The organism is Candidatus Omnitrophota bacterium (assembly GCA_030695905.1).
In the GTDB taxonomy this organism is placed as follows: Bacteria; Omnitrophota; Gorgyraeia; order 2-01-FULL-45-10; family 2-01-FULL-45-10; genus CAZHPY01.
Genome location: JAUYOL010000043.1, coordinates 236,212 through 254,384 on the forward strand (window position 1 = coordinate 236,212; position 18,173 = coordinate 254,384).

14 protein-coding genes are annotated in these 18,173 nt (G+C 44.1%); 1 reads left to right on the forward strand and 13 read right to left on the reverse strand.

The features are described 5' to 3' along the window. Window positions 1-27: 27 nt before the first annotated feature. Window positions 28-1,680, forward strand: a complete 1,653-nt coding sequence (locus Q8R38_08555) for a diguanylate cyclase (GenBank protein ID MDP3792074.1) — start codon at window positions 28-30, stop codon at window positions 1,678-1,680. On the opposite strand, the gene Q8R38_08560 is transcribed toward Q8R38_08555, so the two are convergent. The 13 genes from Q8R38_08560 to ruvA all read right to left on the reverse strand — a co-directional run bounded on the left by Q8R38_08560 (window position 1,681) and on the right by ruvA (window position 18,169). After that, on the reverse strand, window positions 1,681-3,822 hold the full coding sequence (locus Q8R38_08560; GenBank protein ID MDP3792075.1) for a hypothetical protein: 2,142 nt from the start codon (window positions 3,820-3,822) through the stop codon (window positions 1,681-1,683). It lies immediately after the preceding gene. Between the two features lie 23 nt (window positions 3,823-3,845). Next, entirely contained in the window at window positions 3,846-5,906 is a 2,061-nt protein-coding gene (locus Q8R38_08565; protein ID MDP3792076.1) for a hypothetical protein, read from the reverse strand. A gap of 180 nt (window positions 5,907-6,086) precedes the next feature. Next, complete coding sequence (locus Q8R38_08570; protein MDP3792077.1) at window positions 6,087-7,397, reverse strand: diguanylate cyclase; 1,311 nt, start codon at window positions 7,395-7,397, stop codon at window positions 6,087-6,089. Window positions 7,398-7,402: 5 nt separating this feature from the next. Then, window positions 7,403-9,085, reverse strand: coding sequence for a single-stranded-DNA-specific exonuclease RecJ (gene recJ, locus Q8R38_08575; protein MDP3792078.1), 1,683 nt, complete (start codon window positions 9,083-9,085; stop codon window positions 7,403-7,405). A gap of 19 nt (window positions 9,086-9,104) precedes the next feature. Further along, window positions 9,105-9,977: a cation diffusion facilitator family transporter gene (locus Q8R38_08580; protein MDP3792079.1), complete on the reverse strand. Its 873-nt coding sequence runs from the start codon at window positions 9,975-9,977 to the stop codon at window positions 9,105-9,107. 17 nt (window positions 9,978-9,994) lie between these two features. After that, on the reverse strand, window positions 9,995-12,223 hold the full coding sequence (secD, locus tag Q8R38_08585; GenBank protein MDP3792080.1) for a protein translocase subunit SecD: 2,229 nt from the start codon (window positions 12,221-12,223) through the stop codon (window positions 9,995-9,997). A gap of 24 nt (window positions 12,224-12,247) precedes the next feature. Beyond that, the gene (gene yajC, locus Q8R38_08590) at window positions 12,248-12,529 is read right to left on the reverse strand and encodes a preprotein translocase subunit YajC (protein ID MDP3792081.1); all 282 of its coding nucleotides are present in this window, start codon (window positions 12,527-12,529) and stop codon (window positions 12,248-12,250) included. Continuing rightward, window positions 12,526-13,674: a tRNA guanosine(34) transglycosylase Tgt gene (tgt, locus tag Q8R38_08595; protein MDP3792082.1), complete on the reverse strand. Its 1,149-nt coding sequence runs from the start codon at window positions 13,672-13,674 to the stop codon at window positions 12,526-12,528. The genes yajC and tgt overlap by 4 nt, the downstream gene beginning before the upstream one ends. 63 nt (window positions 13,675-13,737) lie before the next feature. After that, on the reverse strand, window positions 13,738-14,736 hold the full coding sequence (gene queA / locus Q8R38_08600) for a tRNA preQ1(34) S-adenosylmethionine ribosyltransferase-isomerase QueA (GenBank protein MDP3792083.1): 999 nt from the start codon (window positions 14,734-14,736) through the stop codon (window positions 13,738-13,740). 6 nt (window positions 14,737-14,742) lie between these two features. Beyond that, entirely contained in the window at window positions 14,743-15,909 is a 1,167-nt protein-coding gene (locus Q8R38_08605) for a SpoIID/LytB domain-containing protein (protein MDP3792084.1), read from the reverse strand. After that, the gene (locus tag Q8R38_08610; protein MDP3792085.1) at window positions 15,906-16,448 is read right to left on the reverse strand and encodes an epoxyqueuosine reductase QueH; all 543 of its coding nucleotides are present in this window, start codon (window positions 16,446-16,448) and stop codon (window positions 15,906-15,908) included. Before Q8R38_08610 ends, Q8R38_08605 begins: the two co-directional genes overlap by 4 nt. Next, the gene (gene ruvB / locus Q8R38_08615; GenBank protein MDP3792086.1) at window positions 16,445-17,509 is read right to left on the reverse strand and encodes a Holliday junction branch migration DNA helicase RuvB; all 1,065 of its coding nucleotides are present in this window, start codon (window positions 17,507-17,509) and stop codon (window positions 16,445-16,447) included. The genes Q8R38_08610 and ruvB overlap by 4 nt, the downstream gene beginning before the upstream one ends. 27 nt (window positions 17,510-17,536) lie before the next feature. Then, window positions 17,537-18,169, reverse strand: a complete 633-nt coding sequence (ruvA, locus tag Q8R38_08620) for a Holliday junction branch migration protein RuvA (protein MDP3792087.1) — start codon at window positions 18,167-18,169, stop codon at window positions 17,537-17,539. Between the last annotated feature and the right edge of the window lie 4 nt (window positions 18,170-18,173).

Genomic DNA, 18,173 nt, shown 5'->3' on the forward strand with positions numbered 1-18,173 from the left:
TAAGCGTCCATATGCTATAATTGTTGCATGTTTAAGGACAAAAGAATACAGGCACTGGCTATATCGCTTATCCTATGCATATCCTATTTCTTATGGATTGCGCCATTAAAACCTATCCGTATAGCCAATCTAAAGATCATAGACACATACTTTGCGCTTAGCTCTAAAGTGACCTCTTCCCCAAAAGCCTTTGAAGATATAGTGCTCGTTACTATCGACGATGAATCGCTGCGGCGGATAAATATCCAGTGGCCGTGGCCCAGAAGCGTCATAGCGGGTATCATAAGCAAAATTTCACAGCAGGGCCCGCGGCTGATCTTGGCCGATCTTGTATTTGCCGGAAAGAGCGTTAACCCGGAAGAAGACCTGGCGCTTATAAACACGCTAAAAGATTCTAAGAACGTTATAGGCGCGGCATACTTCGGTAATGACGGCAGATACGTTATCCCCGATGAGCCGATAGCTCTTAGTCTGGCGGATTTTGGGTTTGTGAATAAACCAAGAGACGCGGACAATTCTGTCAGAAGGACAAGGCCTTACTTCCTGTCGCCTTCAGGAGAAGTCATAGATTATTCCCTTTCTCTAAAGGCGGCCGGGCGTATCCTAAATATGCCGACAGCCGGCCTTGCGGCTACACTGCCCTTATCAAAAGACGGTACCGCATATATTAAATTTTTCGGCAGGACGGAAAAATTTAATATTGTCCCCGTATGGAAAATTATGGATAGCAGTATTAACACCATTCCCTTAAAAAACAAGACAGTACTATTGGGCGTAACCAGCGAATCTTTCCATGATGCATACAGTACACCACTGGGAATAATGCCCGGGCTGACCATAGACCTAAATGAAATGCTTACATACACGAATAAAAAATTCTTTCGTTACGCGGCTGGCAATATGAACTCAGTCATCATATTCCTCTTTCTCCTGATGGCCGTGATGGGGGCATTAAGGCTTCATGTCATCACAGGCACCGTCTTTGGCATAGCGTTAATTGCGGCATCTTTCTTCCTGGGGTTATTTTTATTCACAAAATATATAATAACAGATACTTTCGGCGCGATATTTCTTATAGCCGCATCCACCATATTATTGCACGGAGCCAGGTCCGTACTTTTGGCACTGGAAAATATAGTACTAAAGAAAGAGGCTATTACAGACGGTCTTACAGGCTTATTTTTATACAGATACTTTGAGCTACAGCTTAAGAGGGAATTAAAAAACGCGTCTTCAGGCAGTAAAAATCTTGCGCTGGTACTATATGATATCGACCACTTTAAGAAGATAAATGACACATTTGGTCATGAATTCGGCAACACTGTACTAAGGGCGATAGCAAGGAGCCTTAAGAACCACACCAGGAAAAATAACGTAATAGCCCGCTATGGCGGAGAAGAGTTCTGTATTATAGTTACAGGAATGGGCCGTGACCACGCTATAAAATATGCTGATAGGCTGCGGAATCTGGTTGGCAGCCTGGAATTTAAAACCGATAAGGGCGAAATAATCAGGGTCGCCATGAGCGCCGGCATAGCAATGATAGGAGATGTCCCTTCGGATAATCCCAGCGAATTTGTAAAAGCGGCTGACTGCGCGCTCTATAGGTCTAAAAACAGCGGACGCAACAGAATTAGTGTTTTTGATAAGAATTTGGATGATATAAATAGATGCGGATAATTATTTCTGTGATGATTTTACGGTTTCCAACACCTTCGACAATCTCTTCGTAAATGAGCCCATCATAGCCTTCATCTTCTCTTCAAGTAGTTTCTTATTCGGATCTATGTATTGTTTGCGGTACTTGGCTTCCTGCTGAAGTATATACTCTTCCTCGAAGCCCTTCTTCTCCATCCTTCTTATCTTATCGAGTATCTTATCCACTTCATTGGGTTCGAGCTTAGACAACTCCTGTTCCATCATATTCTTGGAGAGAATGTTGTTGAGCTGAAGCAAAGCAATATTCTTTGAGATTATCTTCTTCATATCATCATAATACGGCTTTACCGACTCCTGATACTCGAGAATTATCTTGCCCTTCGATGTATTGAGTTCGGAGAATATGTTCTTCACATTGGATACATCGCCATCCTTCAATAGATCGGGAATGGCTTGTGCTATTAATATGGCTGCCACAGCTTGAAGCAGATCGTCTGATGCTTTCTTTAGTTCGGGTGAGCCGGATTCCTGCTCCTGTCTTTTTACTTCATTCAGCAATGCCGTCATCACATCGAGCATAAGCCTCTGGTCCTGGGTAGGATTTTTGAGTATATTGGCAAGTTTTGCGGCGATATCCATCTCCTGAGCGCTTACCCCGGCCTGAGGGACAGCTAAAGCTGATCTACCCAGCGCATCATCCACTATTCCCGCAAGTAACTTAGGGTCAACTGCACCCTGAGACCCTCTTTGTAATGCTCCCTTATTAGCCAAAAGACCCTTAAATATTGAGGCGAGACCGTTAGCTCCTAATGCTTTCCCTGAGTCGATACTTCCAGGATATAAAACCGACTCCAAAAACAACTTGTTGTCATCGAGCCTATCATTATTGAGAAATAACGTATTGGAAGTAGATACTGATGAAGTATTGGCTAATAAGCTGCTGGAGCCGGTCTCAAGGTTCGGCGCCGTCTTGGTACTTGCCATGGATATGGCGGGGGTATAGCTGCCGTAAGAATAAGACAAAAGCCTGCTGTCTGCTTCGCTGGCGAAATAATCTCCGCTGGATGACAAAGACAGCCCGCCATTCAGGGAAATGCCATAAACGCTATTATAATTATTATCCGTAGAAATTACGGTTGACATCGCTCCGGACGTATTCACCGTCATAGATGATCCGGGAATAGACAGGAACATGTATTGCTGATATATGCCGGTTACACTCACCCCTATCCCCGTATTAAAATCATTATCCTCAAGCGTGATAGATGAACCATTGACACGTATTCCCGAATCAGCGGAAAGGCCATAATATCCCGTAAAGTCTCCAGCATTGAATGTATTATTGCTTATAACCAGATCTGAGGATCTGTCAATGTGTATTCCTGCATAACCATCTTCCCCATACACTGAAGTACTGGAAACATTGAATGTGAATCCGTCAATCTCTGTGAGGTTATCGATATTCTCCGCATACATGAAACCGTTTATAATAGTCGGGGTATTTTCAAGATCTCTTTCTCCGCTTTCGCTATATCCGCCGTAAAGACTCACGCCGTTTTTAATAACCAGCGGATCAGCGACATTGCCCCATTCATACATGTAATATGCTGGATCGTATATGCCTCCTTTTACGATTACTCTGTCTCCCTCACCGGCTATATCTATAGCCTCTTGTATCGCGCCTTTGCCTACATCATCAAATCCCGCGTATACATACTTTTGCCCATCAATGACTTCGGATATTAACCGGCCATCCTCATATACCTGGTCTGTGCCCGAGCCTATATCCACATCATAGCTTACCGCCGCTTCGGCAACCTCGGTTGAAGTTGATGCTGTTTCCGCATCTCCGTCACTATCCCCCCTGGCACCGGTCTTCTTCTTTAGCTCGAGCGTAGGCTTATCCATAGCGTCTTCTTTGACCTTGTCAGATAGGTTGGTATCCATATATTCGGCTGAAGTATTGGGCAAATTCTTCTTACTGCTTATCTGGCTGATTATAGCGTCTGTCTTCTGTTTGGAGGCATTAATATATCCCGGAGAGAATACACTAGACTGGCCATTGGACAGACGATCGCTGTTGTCGTCCGCGGCGGAATACGAGCCCTGGACAAAAATTATAGATATGGCTAAAATAATAGATATTATTAACATTTTTTTCATGACTACGCCCCTTAAGTTGTACATTACTTTTTAGCCGTATTTACAGCCTCCAATACCTTCGACAATCTCTTCGTAAATGAGCCCATCATAGCCTTCATCTTCTCTTTAAGCAGTTTCTTGTTCGGATCTATATATTGTTTGCGGTACTTGGCTTCCTGCTGAAGTATATACTCTTCCTCGAAGCCCTTCTTCTCCATCTTTCTTATCTTATCGAGTATCTTATCCACTTCATTGGGTTCGAGCTTAGACAACTCCTGTTCCATCATATTCTTGGAGAGAATGTTGTTGAGCTGAAGCAAAGCAATATTCTTTGATAGCAATTTCTTTGTCTCGTCATAATATGGCTTTACCGACTCCTGATACTCGAGAATTATCTTGCCCTTCGATGTATTGAGTTCGGAGAATATGTTCTTCACATTGGACACATCGCCCTCCTTCAATAGATCGGGAATGGCTTGTGCTATTAATATGGCTGCCACAGCTTGAAGCAGATCGTCTGATGCTTTCTTTAGTTCGGGTGAGCCGGATTGACCTTCTATATTATTGACCATATTCAACAGGCTCTCCACAACACTAAGAACCTCTTTCTGATCCTGGGTTGGATTTTTGAGTATATTAGCCAATGCAAGAGCTAATTCCATTTGAGGACCGTTTATTCCAGTCATAGGAATCGATAATGCCGATCTTTCTAACGAATCACCCACCAGCTTTATCAGAAGCGCTGGATCTACTTGCCCTGTCGCGCTAACCATCAAAGCGTCTTTGCTTCCAAGCAAGCTTTTAAATATAGAAGAAATAGCTCCGGCATCCGAAGGACTTAGGGTCTTAACCGCCAATAGTGAGCTTTGGTAAATATCGCTATTATCGCGCTTATTATAAGAAAGATCGTTGGTGGTATAATTAGACAGTCCAGCGTTAATAGACTGTGCGGTATCCACTTGCACAGTCGGACGCAACGACGAACCTACTATTGATACATCAGCAGTATAAGCCGATCCCGGACGGTCAATAAACTGACCTCCGCTGAAATAGTCATTGACAGATTTAATTATTGAGTGGCCGCCTGAGGATATTCCAATGGAGCCATTGAAATCGTTATTTTTTGTCTGAATATAAGAAGAAGATCCGGAATATTGAAGAATAGGCGATGGGGCATTTTTACCGTATACGTATATGGCTGTTTCCACATTAAAAATATTATTCCGAATATCCAGGAAGGCGGAATTTGCCACTATCCCGAGACTCCTACTATCGCTACTGACAAAAATATTGTTGCTGATAGTAAGATTTTGTGAGTACGATGCCGATACCCCAGAGCCGGATTTAGCGATATCCAGCGTAAACCCGTCGATCTCTGTAGGTTTAGTTATAAACGAGGCGGTCAAGTAACCATTAATAAGGGTGGTAGTATTATTTACAACATCCCTACTGCCAGCTTCATTATATCCACCGTAGAGGCTGATACCATTTCGTACTTGTAATAAGGACACTATTCTGCCATCCGGCCTTTCCAAGCTAAGGCTATACGTCCCTGCCTTTACCAATATATTGTCTCCTGCAGTTGCGGACCTCACAGCATCGATTATGCTGCTCTTCCCGATATTGTCGAAGCCAACGTACATAAATCTTTGACCGTCTATTACCTCAGATATCATGCGGCCGCTACTGTCATACGTTTTATTTGTCCCGCTGCCTATACCTATATTATTGTACTTCGATGAATCACGCATATCGGTCTTGGCAGCTGCCGTTAAATCTTTAGCCTCTCCACTTGCGGCCACGGCTTGGCTCGTCTTCTTCTTTAGTTCGAGTGTAGGCTTATTCATAGCATCTTCCTTGACCTTATCGGATAGGTTAGTATCCATATATTCGGCCGAAGTATTGGACAGGTTGTTTTTCTTGCCATTTATCTGATTTATAATAGCATCTGTCTTCTGCTTAGTTGCGTTGATATACCCGGGAGAGAATATGCCGGTCTGCTCATTGGACAAAAGATCACTCTTGTCGTCCATAGCGGAATATGAGCCCTGGGCGAACACCGCTGATATTGCCAGAATAGTGAAAACTACCGCTAATCTTTTCATGGCTATGCCTCTTTCGTAAAAAACTTTTAAAAAGATTTGTATAAAAACCCATAAAAAAACACACTCGCCGTGTGTTTTATCGGCTGTTTATACATCTAACTTTCTCTTCCCTTCACTATATAATATACCATATATATACAGCCAATACAATGGAGCAAAATATAACTTTTTTCTATTTAACTAAACCGTCCTCCTATCAAGTATGAAGTTACTTTTCTTTACCTGTTTGGCCTTCACTTTTATGCTAACGGCTATATTTGTCAATTCTCCATAACTCGATATCGGCCTTACCTGATTAGTGACACCTGCCATGGATATACTCATTATAGGAAATTTGACAATCTCTCCCTTCCTGTCCTTCTCCATAATAAAACCCGTCTTTAGGTCTTCTTCTGAATAAAAGGTTCTCACCTTAGAGTCAAATTCGGATATTATTTCCCCAGTTACTAAATCGACTTTATCCGGCGTTGTTATAATAAAAAAGTCATCGCCACCCTCATGGCCCAGAAAGTCTCCCGTGTTCCCTTTAGATCTTATTGCGCCTTCCAATACTTTGCTCGTAAATTTAATTACCTCGTCGCCCTTCGCTATACCGTATCTGTCATTGTATGCTTTAAAATTATCCAGATCCACATGTACCGCCACAAACTTACTTCCCCTGGCTATCCTGCTTTCCACCTCATCCCGTATAACATTGTTCCCGGGCAATTTTGTAAGCGGATTGGCGTTTTCAGCCTTCTCCTTCATTTTCTTTAAGGCAATCGTCATCTCGTTGAATGTTTCTCCAAGTTCCTGTATTTCATCATTTGTGTTAATAGAGACCTTCATATCCAGATTGCCGCTGGCTATTTCCTTGGTCGCGCTATTAAGAACCTCTATGGGCCATACCACCGTTTTCAATAGAATAAACCCGAGCACCAAATTGCCCAGTATAACGGCTATTGAAGTAAGGACTATGGGCACCATCGTATCCACAATTGCCTGGCTTATATTCCCTATGGAAAAAGATAGTTTTGCTATATATTTTTTTACCGCTCCTGTGGCAAGGGGTATATAAATATCTATTATCTTGGTGTTCTCATTAATTGACGAATAGAACCAGGATTCCTGCCCGGTTGCGCGGGAAAGATTGCTGTATGTCTCTATATCCTGCGCGGCCTCGCCAAACTCTCTCACTATAGGATCGTTTGTAGTTACTACTTTTCCGTCCATGGATAGAACCGATATCTTTTCCACTACACCTTCACTGGAAAAAGAATCTATGGCTGCGCCGAATATGCCGGACAATTCATCTTCGCCCTGCATATCCTTGGCGAGCATCTCCAAAGTGGTCTTGACTATTATTGTGCTAAGACGGGCGCGGTATTTATTGTAAGCGTTGAGCCTCTCGAGATGATTATTAAGCTGTATTGAAGTGAAGGTAAAAATAAAAAGAAGCGACAAGGCGCTTATGACAATACCGACTCTTACATGTAGCTTAAATTTGGGCATGGATTTTACTTTATATCCTTTAGTTCCAGCTGTATCGACTGCACCCCCTGCCAATCATTTATCGAGGGCATGTATGCGAGATCTACGCCGGAACCTGTTTTTGGTATCAGGATCTCATTCCTGCCGAAGTTCACGGCCTCGCAGGTAACATTGTTGTCGGTAACCCACATCTTAAAACCTTTCTTACCTATCTGTCTTGGGCCGTCCTTTACGACAAGGTTGCGCGAAGAAAATACCGGCCGAGGATTCTCTTCGCCAAATGGCGCCAGGCTCTCGATCTCGTTTATAACGTTCTCGGTAAGCATATTAAGGGGTATCTCCATATCGATATCCAGCTGCTGGCTAAATGTATCTTCATGGGTACATTTTTCCGCTTCGATATTTATCTTGTCCCTAAACTCATCCAGGCGGTCCTTATCTATCGTCAGTCCGCAGGCCCCTTCATGGCCGCCGAAGCCTATCAGCAGATCCTTACACTGGAGCATAACATTAAAGAGATTGAACTTCTCTACGCTCCTACCGGATCCTTTGCCGTGTTTTCCATCCAGCGAAATCAATATAGTGGGCCTATAAAACCTGTCTGCGATCCTCGACGCCACTATCCCTATAACTCCGGCATGCCACCCAACGCTGCCTAAGACAATCACCTTGTGATGTTTAAAATTAACTTCCCTTTCCAGCTTGGAGAGCGCTTCGTCCAGTACGCGCGATTCTATCTTTTGCCTGTTCTTGTTTTCGGTATCCAGCACTTTGGCCAGAATGGCGGCTTCATCCTTATTATCCGTAAGTAAAAGGTCTATAGCCTTTTGAGGAGAGCCTACGCGGCCCATAGCATTTATTCTGGGCCCTAACATAAAGCCAATGTGCCCGCTTGAAATATCCTTACCGCTCAATCCGGAAATTTCGGTAAGGGCATTGATGCCCATTCTATTTCTCTTGTTTATTTCATCCAGACCGTGCTTGGCCAGGATCCTGTTCTCTCCTATCAATGGAACTATGTCCGCTATAGTGCCAAGGCTTACAAGATCGAGAAAATCTTCCGCAAAAAACGAAGTCCCTTCATAAAGAGCTTTGACTAATTTATAAGCAAGTCCTACGCCGGCAAGATGCTTGAATGGGTAGTTGCAGGATTCCTGCAGCGGATTTATAATAGCGTAAGCCTGCGGTAAGCGGGAATTTACTATTTCATGATGATCTGTCACAATTACATCTATTCTTAACGCTTTGGCATACTCAATTTCCTTAAAAGAACTTATGCCGCAATCTACGGTAATTATCAGCGACACTCCGTCATTAACGGCTTTTTTTATAGCATTGGTATTAAGGCCATACCCTTCTTCAAGCCTATTTGGTATGTACGTCTCGACCGTCGCGCCCAAATTCAAAAGCGCCTGCTTTAGCATGGCAACGCTGGTCATGCCGTCTACATCATAATCGCCATAAACCAGAATTCTTTCCTTATCGCATACCGCCTTTTTTATTCGGGTAACGGCCTTGTCCATATCTTTTAGCAGGAATGGGTCGTGGCAGGACGACAAAGAACAGGCAAGAAATTCGCCGGCATCTTTTACATTGTCTATGCCTCTATTTGATAAAAGCTGGGCCGTTATCTTCGAGATATTCAATTCAGAATAAAAACTATTCTGCATCGCGGCATTTTGATCTTTTATTTTCCAAATTCTTCGCATCGTCTTATGGCCTTAAAGCTTATTTTTTGGGCTCTACATGGACAACAACATCCGTCACGCCGGGTATGCTTGCCTTTATGGTGCCTTCTATCTCGTAACATATCTTATGCGCTTTATCTACATGCATATCCGGATTAACCTGCACATGAAGATCGACATATATATCGTCTTCCCTGCCCCGCGTCCTTATCTTATGGCAGGCCCTCACACCCTTTATGGATAAAACTATATTTTCTATCTTTTTGCCGTCCAAGATTATCGCATCACATAAAACACCGGAGCTGCGTCTTGCTATCGAAAAAGCCGCATACGCTACAAATAACGCTATCATGACGGTAACTATAGGATCGAGGATGGGATAGCCAATTCTGATTACTATTATAGCAACGATAACGGATAGCGAAGTAAAGATATCTGCCTTGGTATGTATTGAATCGGATATGAGTATATCGCTTTTAAGAAGCTTGCCCTGCTTATTCTCATAGCCCATCACAAGTATATTCACTACCATCGTGACGAGCATCACTATAAGACTGCCCGCGTTAATTTCAGGGTTTATAGGGTGGTGAAACCTCTCTATGGCCTTTGATAAAAGTTCGAAGCAGACAAAAAACAAGAGCGCCGCTATTCCCAGAGAAAAAAGCGTCTCATACTTCCTGTGCCCGTATGGATGGTCCTTATCCGCGGGTCTACAGGCGAGCGTAATACCTACTATGCCTATTATGTTGGAAGCGCCATCGGACAGGGAGTGGAAACCATCCGCTGTCATACTGGTAAAACGTGTGGCAAGGCCGAATGCTATCTTGGCTATCGCTACGGCCCAATTTAAGGCCAATACGACTATCAGGACATTTTTTATCTTACCAAATCTTGCCGCCTGATCACTCGTCATAAATTTAAGTTTGTCTGCTATCTTTTACCAACAAGCTTTGAGTGCCATGATATTACCATTGGGCTTGCGATATATACGGTAGAGTAGACTCCGGTCAGAAACCCTACAAATATACACAAGGAAAAGTTACTCAATACCTCACCGCCTAAAACGAGTAATGCTATGACCGCAAGCATAGTGACACCGGTGGTAAGGATAGTCCTTCCAAGCATCTGGTTCACGCTTAAATTCACAACATCGCTGAAACTGCCCTTCCTTACAGTGCGCAGATTTTCCCTTATCCTGTCATATATGACAACCGTGTCGTTGATAGAATATCCGGCTATAGTAAGAAGCGCGGCGACTATCGTCAGGTCAAACTGTCTTTGCATAAGCGCCAGAGCGCCTGCCGCGACGACAACGTCATGCAGAAGCGCTATGATGCCGGCCAATCCGTACTTCAGGTCAAACCTTATCATTACATAAAGCATTATACCAATAAGGCCCAAGGCAAGACTCGTCAAGGCATTCTTTCTTAAGTCCTTTCCGACTGCCGGCCCGACCGTCTCAACGCGCAATATCTGGAACGGATTTTCGGCCATATTTTTTCTAAACTCTCCGGTAAGTTTGGTTGTAATATCGTCCTGCGTCCTTACAATCAGTTCCTTCGGGTCTCCATACTGCTGAATGGCCGCGCTTCCATACCCTATATCTTTAAGGATCGTCCTTACCTTATCAAGCTTTACCGGCTCATTAAACACAAATTGCTGTAATGTCCCTCCGGAAAAATCTACTCCATAATTTTTGTCACCGCGTATCGCGAATATCGCGATGCCGGCTATTATGACTATGGTGCTGATGATGTAACATATTTTTCTCTTTCCTATAAAATCGAAATTGGTGGTCTTCTTAAATATGTGCATGAAATTCAATTTTGACAGTCCGAACTGGTCACACATCAGCTCCATGACAACCCTGGTACATGCGACAGCCGTAAATAAGTTTGCTAATAGCCCTATCGTAAGCGTGACCGCAAAACCTCGAATTGGCCCTGTGCCGAATTGGAATATAAGAGCTGCCGCCACTATCGTTGTTATGTTAGAGTCTACGATCGCGGAGAGCGCTCTGTGGTAACCGGCCGCTATTGCCGCTCTAAGCGATTTGCCAAGAGCCAGTTCTTCTCTTATCCTCTCATAAATAAGCACGTTCGCGTCTACAGCCATACCTATGGTCAATATCAAACCTGCTATGCCCGGCAAAGTAAGGGTTCCCTTAAATAACGAGAGGGCCGCCAGTATAAGAAGAACGTTTAGTACAAGCGCGAAATTTGCTACTAATCCTGCCAGGCGGTAATATAAGATCATGAATCCGACTACGAGAAGAGTGCCCACTATGGCCGCGTTGAGGCCGCTTCTTATCGAATCCGCTCCCAAAAGCGGCCCGACGGTCCTCTCTTCTTCTACCAAAACAGGGGCGGGTAACGCGCCGGCCCTTAACACTATCGAAAGGTCATTTGCTTCCTCAACCGTAAAATTGCCGCTTATCTGAGCTTGACCTGACGGTATCGGCTCGCGAATTACCGGAGCGGACTGAACCTTTCCATCCAACACTATGGCTAATCTCTTACCAACGTTGGCTTGAGTAATAGCATAAAATAGCTCGGACCCTTTTGGATTAAGCGCCAACGAGACATAAGGCTCTCCAAAACCTCTTGAGCTAAAATCTGTCTTTGCGTTGACAATGCAATCGCCGGCTAAAGAGGCTTCAGTTGCTATTAGGAGCGGCTCACGGCCGCCGCTTTCTCTCTCCTGATATTTTAATTCATATCCCTCTACAGGCTCATTATTAATAGCTTTCTTTATATCCTCAGCATTATCCGAGACCAATTTAAATTCCAAATGCGCAGTCTTGCCTATAATTTCAAGAGCTCGATCTCTATCTGTAATGCCCGGAAGCTGGACTATTATATTCTCTTTGCCCTGCCTCTGTATCGACATTTCACCTACGCCAAACTGGTCTACCCTGTTCCTGATAATTTCTATTACGCGCTCTACGGCATCTTTTCTTGCTTCAACCGGCAGTTTAGAGATGTCTACCTTAAGCACAACGTGCATGCCGCCCTGCAAGTCTAAGCCGAGATTTATCTTTCCCTTCTGGATTATTTTACCGTCTTTGTCCTTGGTTGTAAAAGGCGGCAAAATCATCAAAACGCATACTACGATAATGGCTATTATCCCGATAAATTTCCACTGCAAACCCTTATTCATTATAAAAACCTCCGATTTACTTTCTTACTCCGACGCCTTTCTTCTTACTCTGGCTATGCAGCTCTTCTCAACGTCTATCTTAACGTTGTCGTCTACCTTAAGCGTCACAGCGGCTTCCTTAACATTAACTATCGTTCCGTGAATACCTCCCGAGGTAACGACCTCGTCATTCTTTTTCAATGACGCTATCATATTCTTGTGCTCGTTCTGCGCCTTTTTTTGAGGGCGTATAAGAAGAAAATAGAATATTATAAAAATAAATACTATCGGCATCAAGCTTACTAACGGATTCTGTCCTGCGCTCATCTTTTCACCTTTCCCGCCTGCTGTCCTGCAGACTTTTTTATGTAGTTGTTCACAAATTCTTTTCTAAAACTATCGAATCTGTTGTCCTTAATCGCACCCCGCGATAATTCTATAAGTTTAACATAAAAATGTATATTATGCAATGATACCAGCCTTAGACCCAGCAGTTCCTGCGTATTGAATAAATGCCTTATATATGCTCTGGTATAATTTTTGCAGGCCATACATCCGCAATCTCTGTCAATGGGCGTAAAATCTTCTTTGTATTCAGCATTGCGAAGCTGTAGCTCGCCTTTAAATGTGAAGGCCTGGCCATTCCTTCCATTTCTTGTAGGCACTACACAGTCAAACATATCGACGCCTTCCGATATCGCCCGCAATATGTCGGTAGGCGTGCCCATTCCCATAAGATAACGAGCTTTATCCTCGGGTAATAGTGAAGCGGTATACGAGCTGATCTCATGTATAAGCTCATTAGGCTCGCCTACGCTTACGCCACCAATAGCATAGCCGTCAAATCCTATTTCCAACAACTGATCTACGGCCTTCTTGCGCAGATCTATATAGGTACTTCCCTGCACAATTCCAAAAAGCAGCTGCCCTTTTTCATTCTCCTGGGCCTTAAAATACTCCTTGGATCTCTTAGCCCATTTAGTCGTCAGTTCTAAAGACTGTTCGACATAATCCCGCGCCGCAGGATAATGCACACATTCATCAAATACCATCATTATATCGCTTCCGAGCGTCTTCTGTATGTCGACAACTTTTTCCGGAGTGATAAAATGTTTAGCGCCGTCTATATGTGACGAAAACTCCGCGCCTTCCTCATTTATCTTTCGCAATACGGCGAGGCTAAAGACCTGGTATCCGCCGCTATCGGTAAGTATGGGCTTCTCCCAACTCATGAATTTATGGAGGCCGCCGGCCTTTTTTATAATATCGAGCCCCGGCCTTAAAAATAGATGGTACGCGTTGCCGAGTATTATTTCAGCCCCGCAAACTTTGACCTCATCGTTCGACAGGGCTTTTACGGATGCCTGTGTTCCGACTGGCATAAATACGGGCGTATTGACTTCTCCATGTGCCGTCTTCAGCTTCCCCAGCCGTGCCTTCGAATTTTTATCTTTATGAAGTAATCTAAACATTTTAGCTTTCGGCTTTCAGTTATCAGCTATCAGCGCTGAAGGCTGAAAGCTGACGGCTGATAGCTACAATATCAACATCGCGTCGCCATAACTAAAAAACCTGTAACGTTTTTCAATTGCCTGCCTGTATGCCTCGAATATAAAATCCTTTCCCGCAAACGCACTCACAAGCAACATGAGCGTCGATTTTGGGAGATGAAAATTAGTAATAAGATGATCGACGATATTAAACTTGAAGCCTGGATAGATGAATAGATCATTATCCCCTTCAGCCTTACCTTCCTTAGCCCAATATTCGAGACTTCTCGCGGATGTTGTACCGACAGCAAAAACTTTTCCGCCAATTTTTTTCGCAGCTCTGACCGCTTCTATAGCACATGATGGTATACTAAAATATTCCCTATGCATCTTATGACTCTCCACATCTTCTGTCTTGACCGGAGCAAAGGTGCCATAATTTGTATGTAAGGTTACATACGACAATCGCACTCCGCTGGCCGCCAACTGATCTAATACCTCTTTCGTGAAGTGGAGCCCCGCTGTTGGACTTGCCGTAGCGCCCTCTTTGGCGGCATATATAGTCTGATACGAACCCCTATCGTCCGGACCGTCAATCCTATCTATGTACGGAGGCAGCGGCATATGGCCCGACTCCAGTATCTCATCAATAGGCCGATTAAACTTAACAAGCCTGCCCACTTCTGTCCTGTTTAAAATTTCGGCTTCGGCGCCCGATTCCAGAGTTACCTTTTCGCCTTCCTTAAGCCTCCCTGAAGGCCTCAACAGCACCCTGCATACCGGGTTCTTCTTTTCCAGCAGGAACAGCTCGACCTTACCGCCTGTCTTACGCCTGCCAAATAGTCGCGCAGGTATGACCTTGGTATCATTAAGCGTTAGAAGATCTCCGCTATTAAAGTAGCCGGCAATATCTTCGAATTTTTTATGCTCGATGGATTTTTTAGCTCTGTCCAACACCATTAGCCTGCACTTCGCCCGTTCTTTGAGGGGATGCTGCGCGATCAGTTCTTTTGGCAGGATATAATCAAATTCGGATAATTTCATGAAATTCTACAACTTACCGGAGATTTTGTCTATGGTCGTAATCTGGGCGCCGGGATAATATAATTCCAGGATCTGCTCGCACTTCTTTTTCTTATCAGATTGCCCCTTGGCTCCCCATTGACACATCCCGACACCGTGGCCCCAGCCTATGCCCTTCAAGACAAGTTTGTCGCCGTTTATAGAGACCTCGAAATTTGTGCTTCGCACGTCATTGGGCCCCAACATATGTCTAAAATCTTTCGCTGTCAATATACAGGATACATCGGCTTCATCCTTTATTTCCACCTTATCCGCCCTGCCGGAATTGTCTCTTGATAAAACCTCAATCTTTTTTATACTCCCCACTTTATACCCGCCGCCGCTCAACTTTTTCTCCAGGTCTTTCAGCAGGACTATTTTTGTCCACTTGTAATGAGGGGACTCTTTGCAATAACTACACTCAACGCTCTTCAGGCATGGCAAGTCTATGTTCCACAAACTCGACGCATCCTCTGTTCGGCCGCCGCATGTTGCGTGGTAATAGGCCGGAAATATATCGCCGTTGTAAGCCAGAACTTTCCCAGCGGTAAGCTTTACCGCCCTGGTTGTGGCCCATCTCTCGGATGTCGCGCCGCTATACACCTGAGAGTATATATCATTTGTTAAATCATAGTCCTGCAGCTTATTCTGCCTTGCCTGATAGAGAGCAAACGTACGCGCGGTAACAGCTTGAGCTTTTATGGATTCTATAGGCCAGCGGTGCGACACTTCATTATACAGAACACCATACAGGTATTCTTCGAGAGGCACCCTGTTTATCACCATAAGTTTTGCGTTGTCCTTACGTACAATATCAACGCTGCCTCTAAAAGCCCTTCCGTCGATATATATGTACGCGCTTTCGGGCACAACAATTCTGATCTTTGAAAATTTCAGATCGCGCTGGCCAAACATAATACCCTGGTCGCTGGCGCTAACAACAGTGTGAAGTATGTACCCCCCCGTCAAGAGCTTATCTGAAGGAATAGAATATATCCTATAGCCCCCCTTTATTACCATTAAAACATTGTCTTTGTTCTCAATTACAAGAACACGCAAAATGGGGTTTATATTTTTTTTATTCGCTTGACTATCCGCGCCCATAACCGACAAGGATAATAAAATTATTAAAAATAAAGCTGATATTTTCTTCACTTACTTCCCTTCTTCTCTATTCTCTCTTTCTCCGAGAATATACAACCGCAGTAATTCTGGCAATAGATGCCTTTCGACTTGGCCTTATTATGCGCAGCCTTAAAACCTGTCCTAAAATCTTCATAATAGAACTTTAAGCCGGCTTCCTTTGCGACCTCTTCGCCTATGTTCTTTACGACTTCTTGATCCTGATATGGACTACCCAACAAAGTCGTGGTAAACGCTTCGAAGCCATTCTCTTTCGAGAGCTGGGCAACCCTTCTCATTCTATACCACCAGCAGATAGGACATCTACTCTTCGTAGACTCGCTATCGATAATATATTCGAGGTATCCCTCGAGATCATATTCCGCATAAATAACATTTAGCGATACCTCTTTGGAATATTTCTCGACCTCTTTTTTCCTCTTAAGATATTCCGAGTAAGGATGTATGTTAGGGTTGTAGAAGAGCCCTGCTATCTTGTGGCCGCTTTTTCTTAAGGCTTCCACCGGATAAATCTCACAGGGCGCGCAACAGATGTGCAAAAGAATGTTCAAAACATCTCCTTTTGAACTTCTTTAGCCTTTTTTTGCGCGAAACCCATATGGTCATAAGCCAGCTTCGTGAGCTCTCTGCCTCGTGGTGTGCGTTTTAAAAATCCTATTTTGAGCAGAAACGGCTCAACCATATCGGATATAGTGTCGCTTTCCTCGTTTAGTGATGCCGCTATGGCCTCTATCCCGGCAGGGCCGCCGCCGAATGATTCATATATTATGCTCAAGACTTTTCTGTCTATATTATCAAGGCCCACCTTATCTATATTATGGCTCTTCAGCGCCTCCTGGGTAGCGTCTTGGGTTATTTTACCGTCGCGCTTTACCTGCACCCAGTCCCTCACGCGCCGAAGCAGCCTATTGGCGACTCTGGGGGAGCCCCTCGAGCGCCTGGCTATTTCATACGCCGCGTTTTCGTCTATAGGTATATCCAATATCTTTGCCGAACGGGTTATAATCTTTACCAGATCATCGGTTTCATAAAAATCGAGATGGTGGAATATTCCAAACCTTGACCTTAAAGGCGCCGTAAGCAATCCCGCGCGCGTCGTTGCGCCTATCAAAGTAAAACGCTTGAGTTTAAACTTATAGGTCCTCGCATACGCGCCCTTATCCATAACAACATCTACTTCAAAATTTTCCATGGCAGGATATATATATTCCTCAACGGTCTTGGAAAGCCTGTGTATCTCATCGATAAAAAGGATGTCCCCTTCTTCCAGATTCGTCAGAACCCCGACCAAGTCTCCGGCGCGCTGTATGGCGGGGCCACTTGTAGAAGTGATCTTTGTGCCCATCTCATGCGCGATAATATGCGCTAAGGATGTCTTGCCAAGCCCCGGGGGGCCGGACAAAAGAGTGTGCTCTAAAGGCTCCTTCCTCTTCTTAGCGGCCTCTAAAGAGACTTTGAGATTATCTATTACACTGCCCTGCCCTACGAAATCGCTTAGCTTGGAAGGCCGCAACGACAGGATCAGTATCTGATCCTCGTCAGTCTCCTGATTAGTGATAAGCTTTTCTCTCCCTTCAGGCGCTATTTTTTTATTTATTTCTTTTTTATTCATCTTCTGTCTTTGCTTACAGTTTAAAGCTTACGGCCTACAGCTTTTACTTCCCTTATAGACCTCATTCAATATCTCTTCACATGAAGATATGCCGGTGTTGCGCTTGACAGCATTCTCTATCATATCCCTTGCTTCGTTCTTCTTATACTGAAGCTGAAGCAAGACATTTAGCGCCTCTTCTTTTATATTCTCTTTTACCTTTGGTAAGTCTTTCGCGGATCCGTCCTGTATAAGGCAGAATTTTCCGACCTTGCCCTGCAATTTCGCTATAATTTCACGGGCTTTCTGCTCGCCTATGCCGGGAAGCGTCTTCAGCAGTGGCATATCGCCATTGTCTATTGCGTCAGCTATTGTGGAGAATGACAGACTAAGAGCTTTGCAGGCTGCCTTCGGCCCGACCCCCGACACCTTTATGAACTGCTCAAAAAATTCTTTTTCTACTTCATTAAGAAAGCCTATCAATACCGGCATCGCCCTCGACGGATCCATCTGATAGTAGTGATAAGTTATAAAATTTATATTCCCATCGGGAGACTTCGCGCTGTCTATAGATTTCATTATTGCAGGCGGCACCAGGACTTCATAAGATATCCCATTACAGTCTAGTATAACACTGAACTCTTTTTTCCTTTTTATCTTTCCGCTTATTTCCGAAATCATATAT